Here is a 19,911-nt window from a genome sequence, read left to right on the forward strand (position 1 = left end):
GCCGTAGTTTAGAGAATATCGGTTTAGACAATCCGATGGATATTTGGTGTATCTAACTATCGGTTGGTGTAGTGAGTGGCAACGTGACAATGAAGGTAGTTCCTTTACCAAGTTCACTTTCCACTCGGATGTCACCTTGATGAAGAGCTACGACCTGTTTTACGATTGCAAGTCCCATACCGCTACCGTCATACTTTCGACTGTGCGAACGATCGGCCTTGAAAAACCGCTCGAATATACGCTTCTGGTCTTCGAGAGGAATACCGATGCCCGTGTCGGTTATTTGAACTGTCACGTTTTTGATGTCTTGTTTGGTACTGACGTTAATTACCCCGCCATCCTCGGAAAATTTGATGCTATTGCCAAGGATGTTCGTCCATACCTGATTCAACTGGTCATGATCACCCATTACTTTAACGGTCTGTAGATCAAGCTCAAAATGAATGATGCGAGCAGACCATTGCGGCTGGAGCGCCACGATTACCCGTCGAATTTGTTCATCGAGACTGAGCGTGACGAGCTGCAGTTGCTGCGACTGCGATTCAAGCAAACTCAGCTTGAGCAGGCTATCGCTCATCTTGGACATTCTTTTCGCTTCAGCGATGATAATATCTAGATATCGACTTCGTTCGTGATCTGAGAGGTGAACCTGTTTAAGCGCTACAGCATAACCGGATATCGAAGTGAGCGGAGACTGAACCTCGTGCGAGACGTTCGTTACGAATTCCCTTCGCATCTGCTCAAGTTGCTGCAGATCGTGCATCATTTCTTCGAAGCTGCGAGCCAAAATACCAAGCTCACCCGTTTGCTTAATATTCAGCTTGACGTTGAAATCTCCAGATGCTATACGCTTGGTCGCTTTTGTCAGCTTTTTGATCGGTCTTACCAGGAATAAAGAGGCAACTAAAATGAACACGCTTCCTGCAATCAACGAACAGGTTGCAAAAATCAATGCCCACTTTGTGACAAAAGAAGCAGAAGGCGGGGCGAGCGTTTCCAAAAACATCGCTTTCGTTCCCATTTCCGTTTTCAACGGCAACCCTAAGAGGACCGTAGCAATACCATTCGGAGTGTCCTGAACAACGCCTCCATCTAATACTTTCTTTAGTTGCTCCATCGTGACAGGCGCAGGTTTGTGTCCGTGAAGTTTTCCGTAAGATTGGAACTGACCCGTAGCTTCGTAAATTCGAATATAATAAGAATCGAGCTGCTTCATTTCACTTACGAACGAGTCCGCTTCACGTAACGGAAGAGTCTTGTAAAGCTGGACGATATCATGGCCAAAGTTACGTAAGTTTATTTGAGCGTTTTCGTTCAATTTATCTTCGAATATCCAAGTTGACACAAAAAAAGAAATAATCGTGCCTCCGATGACGGAAATTAGAAATGTCAGGACAACACGTATATATAAAGATCTGATCATTCATAAACCTCAAGCCGATACCCAAGCCCACGCACCGTTTCGATCCGAAAATTGGGTGTCGACGCGAACCGTTCACGCAGTCGTTTAATATGTACGTCTATCGTTCGATCATCTCCAGCGTAATCGATACCCCAAATCTGATCGATCAACTGCTCGCGCGTATAGACTTGTCCGGGTGTTCCAGCTAGCTTATACAGCAATTCGAATTCCTTTAGCGGCAACGTAAGCGACTCCGTCCCTCTCATCACCTTATAGGTCTGTCGATTAAGAATGACGTTCCCGAAATGGATTGTCTGAGTGGAGCCAATCTTGTATCGTTTGAGTAGTGCCCTAACACGAACCGTCAACTCTAACGGATCGAATGGTTTCGTTAAGTAATCGTCCGTCCCAAGTTCGAAACCTTTCACTTTTTCCCATGTTTCTCCTCTCGCAGTCAGAATAAGTAAAGGAAGATCAGGATTGGCTCTTCTGAGTTCCTTGCATAACGTCCAACCATCCATATTTGGCATCATAATGTCGAGCACGACAAGATCGACATGCGTTGAGGTGTAGACGGCCAGTGCTTCCTTGCCGTCTGCGGCTTCGGCTATTGCGAATCCGTCGTTGCGTAGAAATAAACAGACGAGTTCACGAATGTTCGCATCGTCGTCAGCAACCAGTATAGTAGGCATCAGTTCCCTCTTTTCCCTGTTTTCCATCGCATTATTGAAGTAATCATTATACTATAGATCAAATTGATATACTCCCATTCTTCCTATAATTAAGGACAGGAATATCATTAAACGCGCCCTCGTTTGCTTATTCGATTACCAGAATGCCAAACTTTATATGTAATTGTTTAGCTCTTCCCATCCTTCTAGAGTTCGATTGGCGACGGGATAAACGCGGACATATCTACGTTTGTGAAGTGGCCAAGAGCTTAGGAATCTACGACTTGGGCGCTTTTACTTATTTACGGCAATAGTGTATTTAACTGCTAACCCCAATACATCCGCATCTGTGAGTTTAATATTCATCTGGTAATATTTCTTTTAGTTCTTCATTATTGCCGTCGATATACAAAGCGGAAATCTCCATTTGTGAAATCTAAAATTTTTCATCTAACAGATTCCACCAATTTTTACTCATCGCTTTAGAACCTTCATTTCGATCAGCTTTTATCGAGTTTGACAATGCATCCCACTTAATATGATCAGAACCTTTTTATACGATCATGCAGTGCTTCCCCTCAAGCCGTCTTCCTGTAACGGGACCCGTAAATAACGTAAAACTCTTCGTCTATAATTTCGAATAATGGCCGCCTTTTTGATTTCAAAATAAAATAAGAATCTGAATATTATTTGCTTTGTTTTTTTCTAAACTTGTAAATAAGATAACATATTACGCCTGGAAGAAGTGCTCCGAATACGGGTGTTGATATATTTACCATTTATAACATTCATCCCCTTACAATCTCAATCAGTTTATATTAACACAGCAAAGTAAGTGTCAAATACACCTTCTAACCTCATTTCATCAGAAGTATTTGGTTAAGGTTAGACGTACAAGAAACATAACTCTGTTTGAATATAGTATCAATATACGATAGAAAGGGTGTGCCTCGTGGGGAAAGAACAGAAATATTATAAAACGATCAAGTTTAAATCAAATCCAAGTTGTCGTTGTCGTTGTTTTTGCTGTTGTTGTAGTTGTAGTAGTTGTTGTTGTTGTTTTTGTTTTTGTTTTTGTAGTTGTCGTTGTACAAAGCCACCATTTTTACCTGTACCACCAATTTGTAGCTTTCTCGTATATGTTACAGACGCTGGTCAGTTAGAAACTCCTGATAATAGAGCATCAGTGATTGATACAGCGACAAACACTATAGTCGCTACCATTCCAGTAGGAAGCGCTCCTCTAGAAGTAGCGATTACACCAAATGGAGCATTTGGTTATGTTACAGCTTTCTTCTCGAATAATGTAACGGTTTTTAGTACTGCAACAAACACTCCAATCGCTACCATTCCAGTAGGCGTTAACCCTCTTGGTGTAGCAATTTCACCTAATGGAACACTTGCTTATGTAGCAAATCACGGATCTAACACTGTATCAGTAATAAATACAGCAACAAATACCGTAACTGCTACTATTCCAGTAGGACTCGCTCCTCAAGGTATAGCTTTTACTCCGAATGGTGCGTTTGCTTACGTTGCAAATGAAAACTCAAATACAGTATCTGTCATTAATACAGTAACATATACGGTGGTTGCTACAATCCCTGTAGGAGTTCGCCCTAGATCAATCGTTTTCACACCGAATGGACAATTTGCTTACGTTACAAATCAAGGTAGTAACACAGTATCTGTAATCAATGTAGCAACAAATACGGTGGTTGATACAATCCCTGTGGGAACAGAACCTGTGGGAACAGCAATTACACCTGATGGAACACTTGTTTACATTGTAAATAAAGGTAGTAATACTGTATCTGTCATTAATACAGCAACAAATATGGTAATTGCTACAATCCCTGTAGAAGAATCCCCTGACCAAGTAACCATATTGCCGGATGGAACACTCGCTTATGTTACAAATCAAACCGACAATACTGTGTCTGTCATAAATATAGCAACAAATATGGTGATCGCAACAATCCCAGGATTTAGCGGGCCAACTGGTATTAAAACCGGGACAATCTGCAAATAAAAGATAAACATTTTATATCAACGAGTTGATTTCATAATCTAGGGCCCTTGAGGCCCTTGAGGCTCTTTAGGAACAAGTTTCACTAATTATAAATATATAGCGTAAGTACTATTCAGAATATCGAATTAAAATCAACAAAAAAGGTGACCGCTCAAATTAAGATTAGTCGCCTTTTGCTATATTTCACTTATTTACCGCAACAGTATATTTAACAGCTAACCCCAATACATCTGCATCTGTGAGTTTAATATTTATCTGGTAATATTTCTTTTAGTTCTTCATTATTGCCGTCGTTATACAAAGCGAAAATCTCCATTTGGAAAATCTCGAATTTATAATCTAACAGATTCCACCAGTTTGTACTCATCGCTTTAGAACCTTCATTTCGATCGGCTTTTACCTAATTTTCCAATGCATCCCACTTTATATGATCATGCAGCGCTTCCCCACAAACCACCTTCCTGTAACGTGACCCGTAAATAACGTAAAACTCTTCGTCTATAATTCCGACTAAATAACACTTTCTTTTTAGCATACTGCGATAAACCAATAAATCACCAATCGTGATTTTTATGTTGCACTCCCACCTCTCTAAGCCATTATTCGAGGAGGGAGCAAGCCCTTCTACTATCCTTTAAACTCTATTTGTCACCTCAACTACATGATCATCTATTTAAAACAATAAAAGGCGACAACTCCGTAATGGAATAATGACCGCCTCAGATTTCTTAATCTCTATTATTAAAAACGTTTTCAGAGTGCCGAATGGTTAATATCATATCTTTCGCATTGATCGAAATAACACAATCCCAAGTTGGTTTAATTTGCATCTCGTTTTCCTCATCAATCCAAATCATTGCATTTAGTTCTAGGGCACCTTCCATGATAACCATTTTTTTCGTTGAAGTATCAGTGACTGTCATCAAATTATCTTGTAAACGTATTTTCCAATCAAAAAATGATAATTCCTTCATATTCTCATCCTTTCTTTTACTTATCTTTGAAACATACTTGTTTTAGCTACATATACAAACGATTATTTTTGCAATTGTCTTCCTAGCAAGCAAAAAAACCTACCTAATGTACACAAATTTTCTTGAATGGCACGGATTTTAAATTTAGCGTTATATTGAATGGCGCGATCTGATACGGATGTGACATTTGGGTTTGAATCTAGTTGTCTCATTTGATGTTCGCCGAAAAGTATTCTACTTATTTAAAATTCTCCCGTTCCAAGCCATTTTTTCTAGTATAACGGGTTTTTAAACTAAAAAACCCCGAATGGATCACTTTTTTTAAAGTGTCCACTATTCGAGGCTCAGTTGAATTCGAATTTAAAGTCACCTTTTTTAGAAAGTCATTTTTTAAAAAAGTGAGTTTTTCTGCGACCTCGAACAATACCAGAGTTATCTTATTGCAGTAAAACTATTCACTTTTTCTGGTCAATACAAATCCTCAGCCGTATTCTTCATTTGCAGATATGTCATAGGATTATGAAAATCTTCTTTGACAATGCAAAGACTTTCACAGGAAAAATAAAGATGTTCAAGCCAATCAGCGTCGTTACATTTGATGGCTTCGTCACATTCCTTTTCTATATACGGAACACTTATTGTCTTCCCTAAAATCCTAAAGAGCTCGATAGTATCTAATGCTCCTGGCCAATTTCTATCTTGTAATAGGCTTGCTAGTTTCGGCAAAGCTTTTCTATTTCTCGGATAACCCATTTCTTTCAAAATGTACACTCCGTTTTCCCAACACGACTTGCCATATTTCGGGATTATCATGTCAACTTTCTCAGGTGGAATTTTAGATAGTATCTCAATAGCCTCTTCTTGAATTTCCTTTGGAAGTTGCCAATTCAAGTTATATACATAATAATTGATTTCTTCGTCTTCTATATTAATATAGTCTCTCATAATTACCATCCCTAGTTGTTTGAAGATATTGAAATTGCTTGCAGTAGTCGAGTAAATTTATGTGGCTTCTTATCTGCTTTCGCCCTAGAATCTATCCATCCCTGCATATCAGAAGCTTTTACGGGCTTGACAGAAACATGATTTCCACCATCAAGAACAGCCTTAAGTACCTTTGTACTGTCAACTGCTTCCTTTGTTGTAACTGTAAATTTACCTTTAGGCATTGTTTTGTAATAAGATAATCCATTCTTATCTGTAGTTATTAGCGTATGATTAGTTGCTGTCGAAGAACCTCCCCTATAAATTATAGTAGGATTCTTACGTTTTAATCGCTCTTCTAGCTCAGCTTTTATTTTATCTTTTGAAACAACTATAACAGTTACTAAGCTTGCCGCAAGTGCCATTGCTATTAAATGTTCTAAAACCCATCCCGAAACAGGAATTAATGGAAGAGCAAACCTCTGGGTTACAATACCACTCTCAATTCCATCCGGAGCCGGGAGTACTTTCCCTTCTCTAATTTGTGCTTCTTTTAATTCTTGAATGTCTAATTCTTCTCTAGTATTAACGTCGTACGCTTTCGCTTCATAAGTGTCATCGGTTATAAAATAGGTCAATACATATTCGATATCATCGTAGATAGTCGAAAAAATTCGTTGATTAGGAGTTTCAGCAAAATCGATTTTCTCAGTTTGTAAATAACTTTTTAATTCTGAAGTGACTTCTACACTTTCAAGATTAGTCTGTGCTGATGCCATATTGTGATTTTGAAATACACCAAAAAAGAACATACTAAAAACTAGTGCTAGAGTGATAACTTTTTTCATTAATTTCATTGTCTTTTCCTCCCCTTCGATAGAACTGTTCATTAGTTATTACTGCCCAATACTGCCATTTCGTGGTTAATTATCAGCGGTAAGTCGAACACCATCTACCTGGAATGTTTTACAGTATACAAACACGGAGATATTGGAAACTGTAATATATGTCAAACACAATATGAGGGAATCTTGAAAATCACTATGACCCCCAGCCGCTTTCGGCATAGCTGCCTCTAATCCATACTGAGCTGTAAAGTTACCACCAACATCATTCAATCCTTCACGCATAATTTTTACGAATTAATAATCCAGTGATAATCCTTCAACAGCTGTTCAATTTGCTTTTCTGTCATATGCCCGCCCCCTATTTATCGTTTACGAATAGCCCCGTTCACCCGTTTATAGGTCTGTCGATTAGTACCCATCAATTCAGCCCATTCCCTATCAGACAGCTGTTCTGATGACCTGTCTTTAGCCTTAGTACACTTCTTATCTACTTCGCCTGTACGAGCATCAGGTAGCCTTTTTCAACCAGTTCCGTTTGCAACGATCTCATTTCCCCACTCCTTCAACGAAAAATTTTGCGGACCATGAATTTCGGTTTATTCGACAAGACTTGACTGCGTTTACGCGTATCCCAATCTAGATTCCAACCGTGCATCGCTTCGCTTTCTGTATTCCATAATGCTTTCTCATGGTTTTCTAGAATGATTTCTTTCATCGAGTTCCATAATTGAGATAGCCCCTCTACAAATGGTTTAAGCCATTCTGAAATCCCCGGAACCCCGACTATCACACCGTCAATCATTCTTGAAACTTCCTCTATTGGCATCTGGTGGCGTTCTGCAAGTTCTGCCTTTATCTTATCCAATCGCTCTTGATTGATTTCCATCGTCTTTTCCTCCTTTTTGAAATAAAAAAAGAGGACAACAAATGACACAGCGCAATGCTGTAATCAATCGGTGTCCCCGGTTGTTCCAGTAGACTTATTTAGTTATGCATACCCTTTCATAGTCCCGTTTTTACACCAACCAGATGTGATAACAGTTGATATACTGCCATTTAAAGCGTGGTAAATTACAAGCGTTACAGAAATCAATAGCCTGTAAAACTAATTCTGCTTTTTGATACTTATCAAAGCCTGATTAAACTTAACTGACTCTTCCCATTGTGGAAAATGACTTGAATTTTCGAACCAAATGAGTTTTTTTGTCGTTTTTATTGTGTGATAGTAATCCTCTACTAATGCGGAAGAAACATGCCTATCATGACGCCCCTCAAAAAATGTAATAGGGACATCGAAACTCTTGTATTTACTAAAATCAATTTCCATGAGCTCTTGCCACAAATATTGTATTGATTGTAGACTCCCTTTTTCACGATTGATTAAATCTTTAAATGTGTACTTTGATGAAAAAATGAAATCCCTTACCAGTTGGTTATAATTGCTTTTTCCATATAAAGAATGTCTGTATTGAACCACTAATTTAGTAACAAATAATAAATCGTTTAACCAATCTTTTTGAGTCAATGAAAGGTCAATATTTTCCAATCGCTGAATAATCTTTTTTTTATTTCGTTCTTGACTTTCTTTCAGAACAAAATCATATTGACACTTCAACCCTTTTTTCATGTTAACTACTTGACCGCATCCAAAATAACTGTGTACTAGCTGAGGATATTTTTTAATGAAAATTAAGCCTAGGACACTTCCCCAAGAGTGCCCTAAAATATAAACTTTTTCTTTTTTATACGTTTCTAACAAATAATGAATTAAACTGTATAGGTCTTCAATATAAGTTTCAATAGATATTTGTTCCTCTTTCGAAAAAGTATAGTAAGATTTCCCAGCCCCTCTTTGTTCCCAGACTACAATATTAAACGTTTTTCCAAGTTCTGAGTTATATTTATAAATCAGTGGTAAAGCAGCATCACCTGGACCACCATGCAAATACACTAAAAGAGGCAGATTGTTATCTTCACCAAAAATAGAAATAAATTGTTTTGAAGTGCCAATTTTTATATAGTTTGACAGTTGAGTTTTCATTTCCTTCTCCTACCTTACTATCATTTTTGAGATTCAAGATAACATCTTTATATTTGTTCCACTAATTGTAATCGCCTCGCCGCTTTAAATAACGAACAATTCAGTTTTCGATTTGTGACTCTTCATCAAAATGTGTACTTGACTGTATATTCCGTTACAGGTGGATGCTTTCCGCAGGCACGGCTTTCCTGTACTTGCCGCTTTACTTTCGGTACAAAAACTCGCCACCTTCCACACCAGATCCAGTCTATTGAATTGCAAATACATATTTTGGTGTTGCCCCTGAACTATATTTATTGTATCATTTCCCCATTTTCTTCTTGACGTATACTGTTTTAATAGGGAACTTGAGTATTGAACGTCTAAGCAACAATCATCCTGCCTTTGTGATGATGGGTAAGCCTGTGTAGTTGAAATATGGCTATCTCCTTTGCGACTAGGAAACAAGTAGATTGTGCTTTATGGTAGCGTTTCAATCTACGCCATTACATGGGATAAGATCACTGTACACAATTTCCGTGCTGATAAATCTTTCCGCTCAGACCCAACTCTGCCCATGCATAAATTACTTCATCTCTATTTATCTGGTCAGATATTTCATTAAGTGTCAGCATCTCGATGCCCTCATCACCTTCACGCAATTTCAATTGATTAATGTCGATAACGTGTTGATTAATGATTATCATCAAAAATCCATCACGGTAAATCATAGTGTTTCCTACATCCTCCATACAAATCCCTCCTACCTCTTCGTATAACTAACCTCATAAAATAAAGGCTTGTCATCTTGCCATGTAATAACCTGTTTCCTAAACCCAACACCCGGCTTATCCACCTTCTTGATTTCACCGTCTATCACCCTGTACACCGCGTTTTCTGATAAAATTACTTCTGCTGTTTTACTCACAGGACCCCTCCTCGTGTGCTATACTTTCCTTGTCAAGGACGGGAGGAATCCTGTCTTTTTTATTTGCTCAAATCTTATACCCAATCGTCCTCATCATCTTCTCCGCATCCGCTACATAATCCGCTTTAAACTTCGGAAAAGCATCAAACAAAAACCCTTCATAATCCAATCCAAAGTAGTCACAATACCGAATGACGTCTTGCAAATCTGCCCTTTCGACACCAATTTCTAAATTCATAATGCGTTCACGATACAGTCTCCCCCCTGCTGCCAAGTCTTTCAGATTCATTCCTTCAGACGTTCTGAGGAATTTAACCTTTTCAGCGATGTGTTGGATCTTGCGTTTTTCTTCTAAGCTCATTTCAATCCCTCCAATAACTCAGCAGCCTTTGCTCCGCCATCCATCATGACCTTAATTTCTGGTCCCCACTGATCAACAACATTAATTTCGTAGTTTTTGTTGTCTCCATAAAACTCCAACGCTTCACGCAATCGCATGTTTTCACGTCGATAATCCAAGGTCGCTTGAAAGTTCCCTCTTGATTCTTCTGAAAGGGTTTGATTTCGAGCTCCCAACTCTTGCGCCCGTTCTGCTTGTTCGATTAGCGATTGCAAATCATCAAAATGTTCGCTCGTACCTGCTAAAATTTTGATCCGCTCCAATCGTTCCTCATTCGTCCCGTTTACAACAGCACCTCCATCCCTTTACAATTCATTAGTAAGCCTCATAAACAACTCCATATCCCCATCATCAAGCGCCATATCAATCTGCAGCAACAGCATGTCCTTGTCCGTGACATCCGTTTCAATGCTCGGGTGATGTTCCAAATATTCACGGGACATCTTGGATCCTTCCGACATCTCAGTCATAAGTTTCCGAGAGTTGATTTTCCCCATTTCCCCTAAAGCATTCGTATACACAGCGAGAGAAAGCCCTCCATCAATCTTTTAAATTTTTCACGTTCATGATCATTGTTCATCCCTACTCACTCCTCTTCAATTCATCCTGCCTAACTGTCACCAACCCGTAACTGACTAACCTATATTTTTGTAGTAAACTTACAGCAAGAAAGGAGACTATCAAATGACAGCAACGACTTGGATGTGGATTTGCATTTGTATTGCTACCTTGATTTTACAGTTCATTTTTATTTTTATCGTCCTCCATCAAAGTAAGCGATTTAAACATACGATACATACGATTGATCCGATTGATGATCGTATAAAAGAAATGAATAGAGAAAAAACCGACATAGAGTAATGATTGTATACTTACGAATGGGACGATACACGACAGTGAACGTCCTTACTGTCATTTCACTCACTCCTCCTCAATTCACCATGCCGAAATATCCTAACCTGATTAGACTTCGCAAACAAAACCTCATACTGCCGTTTAGGTAAAAACCTCACAATTCTTCCCTTCTTCCCCCATACAATTTGAGAAAGGAATAATCCTCAACATCTTTCTCCTCCACATTGACGACGACTTCAACCATGTCCCCAAGCTCAAACGCTATTGTTGGCACCGCATCAAAAATAGTAAGTTGCTGCACCATGTCGTCACTCCTTCACAAATCTCTTCGCATATCGCAACTACTGATGAATATAAGGATCATCCTCATTGCCACCGCTCCACATCCAGTCACCAGTACGTCGTTCAATATCTTTCAGTACCTCGAACAGTAACTGGGGTAAAAGCTTGATTATTTCTTGATATGCGGTCACTTGGGTTCACTTCCTTTAATTCACTATTAATCAAAATACTTTCATGAGACAATGAAATATCTTAAGAAAGGATGATCCGCGTGCTAATTATTTTCGAAAACGTAGGAGTCTTTTTCTCACCAATTTTATGTTTCGTTTTCATTTCCAACTGCGTTGCAATAGCTAAAAGATTAAAAAAGGGGATGATAATACTTCAATAAACACTTTTATTACCTGTCTTTCTTTTACGCTGATTGTATATTCAATTATCTTGATAGCATATTAGAGTTAAAAAAATAATTACTGAAATGCACTATTGTTGCTTGTCATTGTCGAATTATGACTCATTTATTATTAAAATATTTGAAACTTATTGATTTTAAATGCGTATTCTGGATATGCTTAATTATTGAAAGTTGGTGTTCTACCATGTTTAAATCAGAAATAACTAACAAAGTTCTAAATATTATCTTCTTGCTTGTATTAATGGCAGTATTATTATCCAACGACTTAAATACCACATTTTCTAGAGTATTTGTAATCCTAGTATTGTCGGCAACGATTTTACATGATTTATATCAAATAATAAAAATCAAGAAACAGAAAGCTGATTAAATTTAATCGACTTTTTTATTTGCGCATTCTGTGACACGCTGTGTACTAACTTGCTATCGTATCTACCCATTTCACAAACGCACTCATTAAAGGTGGTTTGTTACCACTGTCCGCCCAACCTGCAAATCCTATAAAGCCGTCTGAATTAAAGCTGATTGCTTCTCGTTGAGTGAAGTAATGACTATTCAAGAATAAATAACATTCCTTTACATTTCCGGTTGTATTGTACTTGCTTTTTATTTTTCGACTCATTCTCATAGTGTTTGTGGACATTATGCCTGCCTTATTGGCTTCCTTAACGTGCTTGTTAAGGAAGGTGAACAAAACACCAATATCGCTTTCTGTAATATTTTCATAAGTTAGTCCTTTTTCGGAGAAAAGTTCTCTAGCTTGTTCTGAAGTCATTTTCTCAGCTCCTTTTGGTTGTATTGTGCTTTACAGTAGAATATTTCTAAATTAATTACATTTAAGATATAGTTGAAAGAAATGCTAAGGAGGTTTTTATATGTCTGTTTCTCTTCAGGAAATTTTTGAAAATGAAAAAATAATTTTACGCAACTTATATTCCTTTTATCTTCATGATCTGTCCAAGTTCACAGCTAACATTACTATTGATGAAAATGGATTTTTTAATTACGAGGATCTAAACTCATTTTGGACAAATGATGGCATTTCTCCTTACTTCATCAAATTTGATGGCAACATTATAGGATTTATTCTTCTTTTGGAAAGGCCATTTTTAAAAAAAGAAAATGATTTCGGCATTAATGACATCTTTATTCTAAATAAGTACAAAGGTAAGGGTTTTGGAATACAGGCAGTAGAAGAGTTATTTGAAAATAAAAAAGGAAAATACTTTGTTATTGAACTTGTTAATAACCTTCCCGCTGTATCCTTTTGGAGAAAAGTATATAAAGATTTTAAAATTGATTATGAAGAAAAAAATCAATTAATTGATGATGAACCTTGTATAATCCAAACATTCAAAGTCTAAGCTTTATTAAAGAACGGTAACTAATAAACCGTTCTTTTTTTATTTCTTTTGCTTCACATAGTGTGTCTACTTTCACTTACTCAACCGCCCACACCCATAACTACGAGTACAACTCCTTCCCAAAATGGAATAACTGTCATCCCCCCCATTTCACTTCCACAACTTCCAACCTTCTTGCCTCTTGTCGTACAATTCCCGCTGCAGCAGAGGCTCATATGTCCAAACCTTATAACCGTCCTCACACCGAAACAACAATTGCCAAACACCGTTCATTGCCCTCCCTCATTTCAAGTCAGTATTTGATACAAACAACAACTATTGGTGACAAACTGTAATAATTCTGAACCGTCAGATTCACCACTTGACTGTCATCCTGCCAAATGACTTTTGTAAGGCCGTCCTTGATTGCCTTCACATAATTGTCGACATCCGGTTTCCTCGTCGGTCGCAATCACCCGACTTGATAAGAACCTGCTTCGGCTTCGTTTGAAGCGCCTTAGGCCGTGATTACCACGGAGTACGTAAAGCAAAACGAAAAATAGCAATCGAACAATTTTTGTCGACGATTCCCTTTTAAATCAATTGAAGATGTATAGAATATGGTGTAAAAAGATCATGCTCACTTATGGGAAACGATGGATGAAAACAGATTACGTACTGACATCAGAAAGATTCGGAACTCCCGTTAGTGAAAAAGCTATTTCAAATCCAATTAAACGCAACCCCAAGAATCAGGAATGAAATCTATTTCTCACACAGTTTTAGACATCCCAATGCAATAATTGGGTTGAGGAAAGGTATTCCACTACAGACTATGGCAGAACGACTAAGAAATACTTCTTTGATGATTTTAAGTATATATAACCACTCATAAATAAAACCTCGAAGTCAAATTAGCGAAATCCTACAGTAATGCATTCACTTTTTAAATTGGTGGAATATTTTGAGGTCGTTTTTATTTAACCACCTCATAAGCCTTGAGGCATAAGCATTGTTGCTACTATGAATTATTTCGTGCTAGACTAATCAGTCGTTTCGTACATACGTTCTACAAACATACAAACATGATAGTATCAGTATCCAGTTAACTAATCGGCTATATCACGCCATTAAAGGCAAGTCGTAGGAAATCTTTTGAATTCGTGTGGTTGGGGGACATTTAGGGGACACATTAAAAGCGGACAGGCACACAACTCATAACATGACAACAGCCACCTTCTCAATAGAGTTGGTGGCTGTTTTATGTTCTCTTCTATTCCTCAGTTTTAATGCAAAACGCGATTACTATTTACACCGTCATCAAAATTGAAATCCGGATTATTCATCATGAGTATTAATTCTAATGCAGACATATTCGGTAGATTCGTTAAAAATTCGTATGCGGATTCAAGGTCATTAAAAGCAAATGCCTCTAGCTCCATTTCTATATAGTATTTGAAGTTTCTTTGGTTCAATAGATATAGCCTTATTACTGATAGCCCATTCGTATATTGTTTAGGTTCCATATTTTCGCCCATAATCAAAATGCCGATATCTTCTTTCGTCGGACTCATTACGGTACTAAGGATTATCATATTCGCTTTCAGTTCTTCCGGGATTACAATTTCATTATCTTTTATCATATACACCCCTCCTATTGTCACTATTCGACAGATGGGAATTAAGTACTTTTATAATATTTAGACAATTAATAACAAGTAAAAGTCCCCATCCAAGACAGGTTAGGGATTTTATGCATTACTCTGCGCATTGGACACATATAATATCCTCCACCGGCATACGGTCCCTCCCAAAAGGACTATCAACCGTAATCCACATCGACTCGACATTTACTTCTCTAATGGTCCCCATGTAAAACACGACTTTCCCTTTATCCCACAACCTTATGTGTACTTGTCATTCCCTTTTTTGAGCAACTTCTATTTCGTACTGGATAGCTTGTAAATCATAATCATCAAGCTCAGGACGACCTTCGTAGTTATCTTCATTTTGCCATCTATGCAACTCTGCGACGTGCTCTGATAGCATCATCGCAGTCCATTTAACGTTTCCTCTATCCCGAATGTTTTCTAGCATCTCATTTCACGCTCACTATATTATTCATGTTGATTTTTATGTTTTCGTAGCCCACTTGTAGCGACAATTTGCCTTGTTGACCATCGATTTCTGTAACCATCCCTGTAACTGACTCGAACCGCTTTTGGGCATAAATTGTGATTTCAACCTCTACGTCGAATTCTTTTGATTCCCCGATTCTCTCGCCTATCTCAAGAAAATCAGTCTCTGTTAGTTTTGGACTTGCCACAACCTTTGATTTTGGTGGTTTTGGAATTGCTGTCATTTTCATCATCCTTTCAGATTTGGGCTTTCTGACTTAGCGAAGTACACATTTATCAATTCTTCCGTCCTGTTACGCAGTCGTATGTTCATGTAGCGTCTTTTGTCTTCATAGCCGTTATGGATAAATGCATACTCAGTGAACGAACCATCTTTCCCCTTTTTAATCAACTTCATATTTTTGCTTCGTGCATAATTATTTGTTTCTTTCAATTCTGCTCGTACATTCTTTAATGTATTTTCAATGATATTGATATAAGGCCCTTTCAATTTGAATGAGCTTATTTCAATCACTTCTCGGTCTCTTTCCAAGATACTTATTATCATTGGCAAATAAATCATGTTCTCGAAATACGGTAATGCTTCGGTTGGGATTAACGGCATTAGATCACCATTCTTTCTTTATGTACGATGGGAACAAGTGCTAAAACGTTATCAATTGTAAAAATACGTTTGAATTTACGCAGAAAACAGTATGCACGGAATGATACCTCACCAAACTGCAGTACGTTGATTCTTCTTTTGCTAATTGAACCGTCCGCAGCCAAGTACATCATATCTAGGTGTTCACTGTATTCCATCGACCTCACTAATTGGTTACGCACACTCGTTCCCCCTTTTCCGTTAGTATATAGAACAATAGTTCTTATTGCAACTGGATAACGGAAATTATAAATATTACCAATTAACCTTTGATACGATACATCTTAGATATTTGGGCAAATAAAAAAGACCGTCAATAGACGATCTCCGCTTGTTCAACTAAACATCTGTTAGTTGAACAAGTGAGTCTCTCAAAATTTACTTACTACGAAATAACTACTGTATTATTGTTTACCAGTTTTTCAGCAAGTTTAATATTTCCCTTTAAATAAATAGGTAAATTAGAGTTATTCAGAATTTGCTGGGTAGTCATCCAAATAACGTCGTCAACTTCATCAGGACTCTTAGCAAATGCTTCGCCTGATTCGTGGTCACAAAGAAAAACAATGTCAACCACATTTATTCCTGAATCAGTAACGAATGATGAGCTATTTACATATCGAAGATTCGAAACCTCTATACCCACTTCTTCAGCAATTTCTCTTATTAGTGTCTTTTCTAAAATGTCTGATGAGGTACCTTCTTTTTCTACCTTTCCCCCAACAAGAGACAATGAACCTCCAGCGTGTTCTTCTTTCTCGCTTCGTCTTATTAACAACCATTTTTTATTTTTGTAAATTGCACCCTCTACATTAACTATAAACACAATATCTCCCCTTTAAAATAACCCTTAAGTGTATTTCTATAATTCAAGACATTGCTTAGGTGCTTGTTCAACTAACCTGTTTCGTTAGTTGAATAAGCACAATATTCTGTTTCTTTATTCGTCTATATTCATATGAATACCTCTTTACTTCGACAAATAAAAAAAGCGGCCCATCCACAATCTAATCTGTGGAGGACCGCTATTTTGGACTTACTTAATTATTCATCTATTCCCCAGCTTTTTTGCAACTTACGAATATAAATGATTTGACCAATATGATATGCGTTATGGGTTGTAATATTTGCGAGTATCCCCCACCACTTCACAGGTTCAGAAAAACCATTAACTTTACTTTCACCTTTATCTTCAGTTAATAATTCTTGCCAATGCAACAGTACCTCTAAAAGTTGTTTTTTCAATTCGATAAATGCGTAACCCTCAGGAATTACAAAGATTTCATTATTATTTTCTATGGCTGGAACAGCATTGACATTAGACTTTTGGTACCTCGTTTGCCATGTTTGATTCCAATATAAAAGATGCCAAACAATTTCAGCAATGCTATTACTATCTTCATTTGGCTTTCAGAATGCTTGTACCTCAGACAAGTTTTCCACAGAATCCGAAAATGGCACATACCAGCTAGGATCATTAGCATTTGCTAACAATTGGTCAAACAAAACATCTTTGGAATGAAACATATTTCCACCCTCCTGCTATAAAATGATTTATCATTAAGAACAAAATCCTGTTCCTTAATTCTTTAATTTTATTATTCTATTCTATTAATAGGAAACCCTCTTTTGGTCAAATAAAAGGCGACCCGTCCATAATGGATAGGCCGCTTTTTCTAGGCGTATTAGATGTCCTTCATACTTTAATTATATCACACTCTTACTTATTTACAGTCACAGTATATTTAACCGCTAACCCCAATACATCCGCATCTTTGAGTTTAATATTAAGCATCTGGTAAAGTTTCTTTTAGTTCTTCTCTATTGCCGTCGATATATAAAGCGGATATCTCCATTTATACTGTGATTCGGAAATTTCCTTCGTTTTTATGTTCGAGGTGAGTATCAGTAATTCTCCTTCTCTCTTTACGGTATTACTCACCTGCAAATAAATGGATAATTGATTACAATTCGGTAACAAAATGGTAACAATTCTCCGATAATGTATACTAAAATATTATTTGATGAGACAATTCTTTTAGAACAAGTCATTGTTCATGCCATAAATTGGAGGTGACTCATGTTTGTAATCATACGAAACAATGATGGTGAAACAGAGTTCTTAAAGGACTCCAGTACCCAGTCAGACAAAACCTTTGCTGATTTTTACACAGCAGATTTGTTAATGCAGCAACTGAATCAAAACGTAATTCCTTCCAAACATTGGACTGTTTCTGAAAAGTTACAATAAGTAGCTTAAAAAGTGCTTAGTTACTTAGCGTTAATCTTGGATGTTTATTGACCGGGTGATTCGCCAATACTGTCGCTATATCACAAGGTGACTGTGATAAAGACTGCTGATTATTTTTAATCAGTGGTCTTTTTGTTAGGAGTACGAATCAACTAGCTGTTGATTCTCCCCATTCCGCAAATGCATTTGTTAATGGCACCATCATCTGCCCAACCTGCAAAATCTATAAAGCCATCTGGATTCAAGCTGATCGCTTCTCATTGAGTGAAGTAATGACTATTCAAAAATAAGCAGCATTCCGTTACTGTTGTATTTACTGTTAATCTTTTGGCTCACTCTCATGGTGTTTATAGACATTGTGCCGGCTTTATTAGCTTGCTTAACGTGTTTGTTGAGTAAGGTTAACCAACACACAAATATCGCCTTCTGTAATATTTTCATAAGTTAGTCCTTTTCCAGAGAAAAGTTCTCTAATTTGATCCACTTTGTAAGTCGCGAACTCATTGCGTAATTTTTTAATTTCATTCTGTAATTTAATAATTTCCTGTTTCCATTATCAGTCGTTATCCACTATGACCACTCACTTTCAAAGTTTCACCAGACTGCTAAGATGTAGTACAACGTCATTTCCCGTCGATTCTAAACGCCCTACAGTTGATTTGGTGTAAACTCCATATTCACTTTGACCTACTAAAGCTGATAAAGGCCTGTTGTGCTGGATTTCAATGGAATAAAATAGATTTCGAAAAAAAGACCATCACAATCAAGCGAACCCGTACTACCATGGAGTTCATAAACCAAATAGCAAATTAACAAACTTTGTCGACGATCTTCTGCTAAATCAATTGAAGATATACAGATTTTGGCGGAATAAGACTTTGCGCATTTTTTTGGAAAGAAGTTTGGAAACTGATTATGTACTTACCTCAGAAAGACTCAAAACTCCCATCAGCGAAAGATCTGTTTCAAATCCAATTAAACTCAACCTTAAGAATCAGGAATGAAATCTATTTCTCACACAGTTTAAGACATCCCCAAGAAAAAATTATGTTGAGTAAATTCATTCCACTACAAACTATTACAGAACGACTAAGAAATACTTCTTTGATGATTTTAAGTTTATATACCCACTCATCAATAAAACCTCGAAGTCAAATTAGCGAAATCCTCCAGTGATGCATTCACTTTTTAAATTGGTGGAATATTTGGAGGTTGTTTTTATTTAAACCCCTCATAAACCTTGAGGCATAAGCATTGTTGCTACTATGAATTATTTCGTGCTATAAAATTTTTATTACGCATTATACATCTTTATTACATCGAAAACCCCGTCAATTCAACTGTTTGACGAGTTTTGTATAAAAATCAACTATGCAAGATAAAGCATGATAAAGCATGCTGTTGGGGCTACATTGGGGCTAATAAAAAAACGCTTGGTGGCATATTTTATAAATGGCTAGTGTTGCTAACTTCCGTAAAAAAAATGAAATAATGTACCCGCCGCAGGTAATGATATGAAATACATGCACGATTGATCCAGAGATCGTATAGGCAAAGTTGATAAATGGCTTGCATCAATAAATCAATAGATAGAGGCAGAAACACTTATATTATAACCAGCCAACCTTTCAATAGAGGTGGCTGGTTTTTAATTGTTTGATTAACGAACTAACGTTCTGTATAGCGGGATTTAACAAACACTAATATTTACAGGGAAGGTGAACTTATTGAGATTTAAAGATGTAACTTTTGATTACCCGGATATAGTATCAACATGCAGTAATA

25 protein-coding genes and 3 pseudogenes are annotated in these 19,911 nt (G+C 37.2%); 4 read left to right on the forward strand and 24 right to left on the reverse strand.

The features are described 5' to 3' along the window. Positions 1-52: 52 nt before the first annotated feature. Positions 53-1,423, reverse strand: a complete 1,371-nt coding sequence (locus tag ACP8HG_RS06835) for a sensor histidine kinase (protein ID WP_342538282.1) — start codon at positions 1,421-1,423, stop codon at positions 53-55. Beyond that, positions 1,420-2,094, reverse strand: a complete 675-nt coding sequence (locus ACP8HG_RS06840; protein WP_342538283.1) for a response regulator transcription factor — start codon at positions 2,092-2,094, stop codon at positions 1,420-1,422. The genes ACP8HG_RS06835 and ACP8HG_RS06840 overlap by 4 nt, the downstream gene beginning before the upstream one ends. 1,093 nt (positions 2,095-3,187) lie before the next feature. Here ACP8HG_RS06840 and ACP8HG_RS06845 point away from each other — a divergent pair. After that, positions 3,188-4,105: pseudogene (locus ACP8HG_RS06845) on the forward strand (beta-propeller fold lactonase family protein); the annotation flags it as partial. 244 nt (positions 4,106-4,349) lie between these two features. Here ACP8HG_RS06845 and ACP8HG_RS06850 read toward each other — a convergent pair. The 11 genes from ACP8HG_RS06850 to ACP8HG_RS06900 all read right to left on the reverse strand — a co-directional run bounded on the left by ACP8HG_RS06850 (position 4,350) and on the right by ACP8HG_RS06900 (position 10,696). Continuing rightward, positions 4,350-4,472, reverse strand: coding sequence for a hypothetical protein (locus tag ACP8HG_RS06850; protein WP_342538284.1), 123 nt, complete (start codon positions 4,470-4,472; stop codon positions 4,350-4,352). Positions 4,473-4,833: 361 nt separating this feature from the next. Continuing rightward, positions 4,834-5,079, reverse strand: a complete 246-nt coding sequence (locus ACP8HG_RS06855) for a hypothetical protein (protein WP_342538285.1) — start codon at positions 5,077-5,079, stop codon at positions 4,834-4,836. A gap of 468 nt (positions 5,080-5,547) precedes the next feature. Further along, positions 5,548-6,024 carry a hypothetical protein gene (locus tag ACP8HG_RS06860; protein ID WP_342538286.1) on the reverse strand — a complete coding sequence of 159 codons (477 nt, stop codon included), beginning with the start codon at positions 6,022-6,024 and terminating at the stop codon, positions 5,548-5,550. 11 nt (positions 6,025-6,035) lie between these two features. Beyond that, complete coding sequence (locus ACP8HG_RS06865) at positions 6,036-6,860, reverse strand: hypothetical protein (protein WP_438298409.1); 825 nt, start codon at positions 6,858-6,860, stop codon at positions 6,036-6,038. 553 nt (positions 6,861-7,413) lie between these two features. Further along, the gene (locus ACP8HG_RS06870) at positions 7,414-7,737 is read right to left on the reverse strand and encodes a hypothetical protein (protein WP_354313147.1); all 324 of its coding nucleotides are present in this window, start codon (positions 7,735-7,737) and stop codon (positions 7,414-7,416) included. 219 nt (positions 7,738-7,956) lie between these two features. Beyond that, positions 7,957-8,892, reverse strand: a complete 936-nt coding sequence (locus tag ACP8HG_RS06875; RefSeq protein ID WP_342538289.1) for an alpha/beta fold hydrolase — start codon at positions 8,890-8,892, stop codon at positions 7,957-7,959. Between the two features lie 500 nt (positions 8,893-9,392). Next, positions 9,393-9,623, reverse strand: a complete 231-nt coding sequence (locus tag ACP8HG_RS06880; RefSeq protein ID WP_342538290.1) for a hypothetical protein — start codon at positions 9,621-9,623, stop codon at positions 9,393-9,395. Positions 9,624-9,634: 11 nt separating this feature from the next. Next, positions 9,635-9,799 carry a DUF3954 domain-containing protein gene (locus ACP8HG_RS06885; protein WP_342538291.1) on the reverse strand — a complete coding sequence of 55 codons (165 nt, stop codon included), beginning with the start codon at positions 9,797-9,799 and terminating at the stop codon, positions 9,635-9,637. 67 nt (positions 9,800-9,866) lie between these two features. Further along, the gene (locus ACP8HG_RS06890) at positions 9,867-10,160 is read right to left on the reverse strand and encodes a hypothetical protein (RefSeq protein ID WP_354313149.1); all 294 of its coding nucleotides are present in this window, start codon (positions 10,158-10,160) and stop codon (positions 9,867-9,869) included. Continuing rightward, positions 10,157-10,462, reverse strand: coding sequence for a hypothetical protein (locus tag ACP8HG_RS06895; RefSeq protein ID WP_342538293.1), 306 nt, complete (start codon positions 10,460-10,462; stop codon positions 10,157-10,159). Before ACP8HG_RS06895 ends, ACP8HG_RS06890 begins: the two co-directional genes overlap by 4 nt. Positions 10,463-10,504: 42 nt before the next feature. Continuing rightward, positions 10,505-10,696, reverse strand: coding sequence for an IDEAL domain-containing protein (locus tag ACP8HG_RS06900; protein ID WP_438298410.1), 192 nt, complete (start codon positions 10,694-10,696; stop codon positions 10,505-10,507). A 187-nt stretch (positions 10,697-10,883) separates the two neighbouring features. Here ACP8HG_RS06900 and ACP8HG_RS06905 point away from each other — a divergent pair, with 187 nt between their 5' ends. Beyond that, positions 10,884-11,060, forward strand: coding sequence for a hypothetical protein (locus tag ACP8HG_RS06905; RefSeq protein ID WP_156476032.1), 177 nt, complete (start codon positions 10,884-10,886; stop codon positions 11,058-11,060). 148 nt (positions 11,061-11,208) lie between these two features. Here ACP8HG_RS06905 and ACP8HG_RS06910 read toward each other — a convergent pair whose 3' ends face one another. The 3 genes from ACP8HG_RS06910 to ACP8HG_RS06920 all read right to left on the reverse strand — a co-directional run bounded on the left by ACP8HG_RS06910 (position 11,209) and on the right by ACP8HG_RS06920 (position 12,526). Then, positions 11,209-11,358, reverse strand: a complete 150-nt coding sequence (locus tag ACP8HG_RS06910) for a hypothetical protein (protein ID WP_342538295.1) — start codon at positions 11,356-11,358, stop codon at positions 11,209-11,211. Positions 11,359-11,395: 37 nt separating this feature from the next. After that, a complete protein-coding gene (locus ACP8HG_RS06915; RefSeq protein WP_338656534.1) occupies positions 11,396-11,527 on the reverse strand; it encodes a DUF6877 family protein in 132 nt (43 codons plus the stop codon). A 639-nt stretch (positions 11,528-12,166) separates the two neighbouring features. Further along, complete coding sequence (locus ACP8HG_RS06920) at positions 12,167-12,526, reverse strand: hypothetical protein (RefSeq protein WP_338656532.1); 360 nt, start codon at positions 12,524-12,526, stop codon at positions 12,167-12,169. A gap of 100 nt (positions 12,527-12,626) precedes the next feature. On the opposite strand from ACP8HG_RS06920, the gene ACP8HG_RS06925 reads away from it, so the two are divergent. Further along, a complete protein-coding gene (locus ACP8HG_RS06925) occupies positions 12,627-13,115 on the forward strand; it encodes a GNAT family N-acetyltransferase (RefSeq protein WP_338656530.1) in 489 nt (162 codons plus the stop codon). 292 nt (positions 13,116-13,407) lie between these two features. Here the strand turns inward: ACP8HG_RS06925 and ACP8HG_RS06930 are convergent. From ACP8HG_RS06930 to ACP8HG_RS06965, 8 genes and pseudogenes are all read right to left on the reverse strand, one after another. Beyond that, positions 13,408-13,566, reverse strand: a pseudogene (locus tag ACP8HG_RS06930) (RusA family crossover junction endodeoxyribonuclease); the annotation flags it as partial. An 814-nt stretch (positions 13,567-14,380) separates the two neighbouring features. Then, a complete protein-coding gene (locus ACP8HG_RS06935) occupies positions 14,381-14,737 on the reverse strand; it encodes a hypothetical protein (protein ID WP_342538296.1) in 357 nt (118 codons plus the stop codon). Positions 14,738-15,011: 274 nt separating this feature from the next. After that, the gene (locus ACP8HG_RS06940; RefSeq protein ID WP_342538297.1) at positions 15,012-15,191 is read right to left on the reverse strand and encodes a YolD-like family protein; all 180 of its coding nucleotides are present in this window, start codon (positions 15,189-15,191) and stop codon (positions 15,012-15,014) included. Between the two features lies 1 nt (position 15,192). Beyond that, a complete protein-coding gene (locus ACP8HG_RS06945; RefSeq protein ID WP_067209680.1) occupies positions 15,193-15,456 on the reverse strand; it encodes a YolD-like family protein in 264 nt (87 codons plus the stop codon). Between the two features lie 5 nt (positions 15,457-15,461). Then, positions 15,462-15,836 (reverse strand): hypothetical protein, encoded by a 375-nt coding sequence (locus ACP8HG_RS06950; protein WP_067209682.1) that lies wholly within the window; start codon positions 15,834-15,836, stop codon positions 15,462-15,464. Continuing rightward, positions 15,836-16,057: a transcriptional regulator gene (locus tag ACP8HG_RS06955; RefSeq protein WP_067209684.1), complete on the reverse strand. Its 222-nt coding sequence runs from the start codon at positions 16,055-16,057 to the stop codon at positions 15,836-15,838. The genes ACP8HG_RS06950 and ACP8HG_RS06955 overlap by 1 nt, the downstream gene beginning before the upstream one ends. 203 nt (positions 16,058-16,260) lie before the next feature. Beyond that, positions 16,261-16,701, reverse strand: a complete 441-nt coding sequence (locus ACP8HG_RS06960; protein WP_187044901.1) for an NUDIX hydrolase — start codon at positions 16,699-16,701, stop codon at positions 16,261-16,263. A gap of 218 nt (positions 16,702-16,919) precedes the next feature. After that, a pseudogene (locus ACP8HG_RS06965) lies at positions 16,920-17,402 on the reverse strand (DinB family protein). Positions 17,403-17,955: 553 nt separating this feature from the next. On the opposite strand from ACP8HG_RS06965, the gene ACP8HG_RS06970 reads away from it, so the two are divergent. Next, on the forward strand, positions 17,956-18,126 hold the full coding sequence (locus ACP8HG_RS06970; RefSeq protein WP_338656519.1) for a hypothetical protein: 171 nt from the start codon (positions 17,956-17,958) through the stop codon (positions 18,124-18,126). The last annotated feature ends 1,785 nt before the right edge of the window (positions 18,127-19,911 follow it).

The sequence above is a fragment of the Sporosarcina sp. FA15 genome, from assembly GCF_051550195.1.
In the GTDB taxonomy this organism is placed as follows: Bacteria; Bacillota; Bacilli; order Bacillales_A; family Planococcaceae; genus Sporosarcina; species Sporosarcina psychrophila.

Excerpts from the sequence above, each read along its gene's own strand:
- ACP8HG_RS06970 (WP_338656519.1), top strand. The coding sequence starts at position 17,956 with ATGTTTGTAATCATACGAAACAATGATGGTGAAACAGAGTTCTTAAAG.
- ACP8HG_RS06840 (WP_342538283.1), bottom strand. The coding sequence starts at position 2,094 with ATGCCTACTATACTGGTTGCTGACGACGATGCGAACATTCGTGAACTC.
- ACP8HG_RS06860 (WP_342538286.1), bottom strand. The coding sequence starts at position 6,024 with ATGAGAGACTATATTAATATAGAAGACGAAGAAATCAATTATTATGTA.
- ACP8HG_RS06870 (WP_354313147.1), bottom strand. The coding sequence starts at position 7,737 with ATGGAAATCAATCAAGAGCGATTGGATAAGATAAAGGCAGAACTTGCA.
- ACP8HG_RS06900 (WP_438298410.1), bottom strand. The coding sequence starts at position 10,696 with ATGGGGAAAATCAACTCTCGGAAACTTATGACTGAGATGTCGGAAGGA.
- ACP8HG_RS06875 (WP_342538289.1), bottom strand. The coding sequence starts at position 8,892 with ATGAAAACTCAACTGTCAAACTATATAAAAATTGGCACTTCAAAACAA.
- ACP8HG_RS06850 (WP_342538284.1), bottom strand. The coding sequence starts at position 4,472 with ATGAGTACAAACTGGTGGAATCTGTTAGATTATAAATTCGAGATTTTC.
- ACP8HG_RS06880 (WP_342538290.1), bottom strand. The coding sequence starts at position 9,623 with ATGGAGGATGTAGGAAACACTATGATTTACCGTGATGGATTTTTGATG.
- ACP8HG_RS06950 (WP_067209682.1), bottom strand. The coding sequence starts at position 15,836 with ATGCCGTTAATCCCAACCGAAGCATTACCGTATTTCGAGAACATGATT.
- ACP8HG_RS06865 (WP_438298409.1), bottom strand. The coding sequence starts at position 6,860 with ATGAAATTAATGAAAAAAGTTATCACTCTAGCACTAGTTTTTAGTATG.
- ACP8HG_RS06890 (WP_354313149.1), bottom strand. The coding sequence starts at position 10,160 with ATGAGCTTAGAAGAAAAACGCAAGATCCAACACATCGCTGAAAAGGTT.
- ACP8HG_RS06905 (WP_156476032.1), top strand. The coding sequence starts at position 10,884 with ATGACAGCAACGACTTGGATGTGGATTTGCATTTGTATTGCTACCTTG.
- ACP8HG_RS06945 (WP_067209680.1), bottom strand. The coding sequence starts at position 15,456 with ATGACAGCAATTCCAAAACCACCAAAATCAAAGGTTGTGGCAAGTCCA.
- ACP8HG_RS06925 (WP_338656530.1), top strand. The coding sequence starts at position 12,627 with ATGTCTGTTTCTCTTCAGGAAATTTTTGAAAATGAAAAAATAATTTTA.
- ACP8HG_RS06855 (WP_342538285.1), bottom strand. The coding sequence starts at position 5,079 with ATGAAGGAATTATCATTTTTTGATTGGAAAATACGTTTACAAGATAAT.
- ACP8HG_RS06920 (WP_338656532.1), bottom strand. The coding sequence starts at position 12,526 with ATGACTTCAGAACAAGCTAGAGAACTTTTCTCCGAAAAAGGACTAACT.
- ACP8HG_RS06910 (WP_342538295.1), bottom strand. The coding sequence starts at position 11,358 with ATGGTGCAGCAACTTACTATTTTTGATGCGGTGCCAACAATAGCGTTT.
- ACP8HG_RS06940 (WP_342538297.1), bottom strand. The coding sequence starts at position 15,191 with ATGCTAGAAAACATTCGGGATAGAGGAAACGTTAAATGGACTGCGATG.
- ACP8HG_RS06835 (WP_342538282.1), bottom strand. The coding sequence starts at position 1,423 with ATGATCAGATCTTTATATATACGTGTTGTCCTGACATTTCTAATTTCC.
- ACP8HG_RS06935 (WP_342538296.1), bottom strand. The coding sequence starts at position 14,737 with ATGATAAAAGATAATGAAATTGTAATCCCGGAAGAACTGAAAGCGAAT.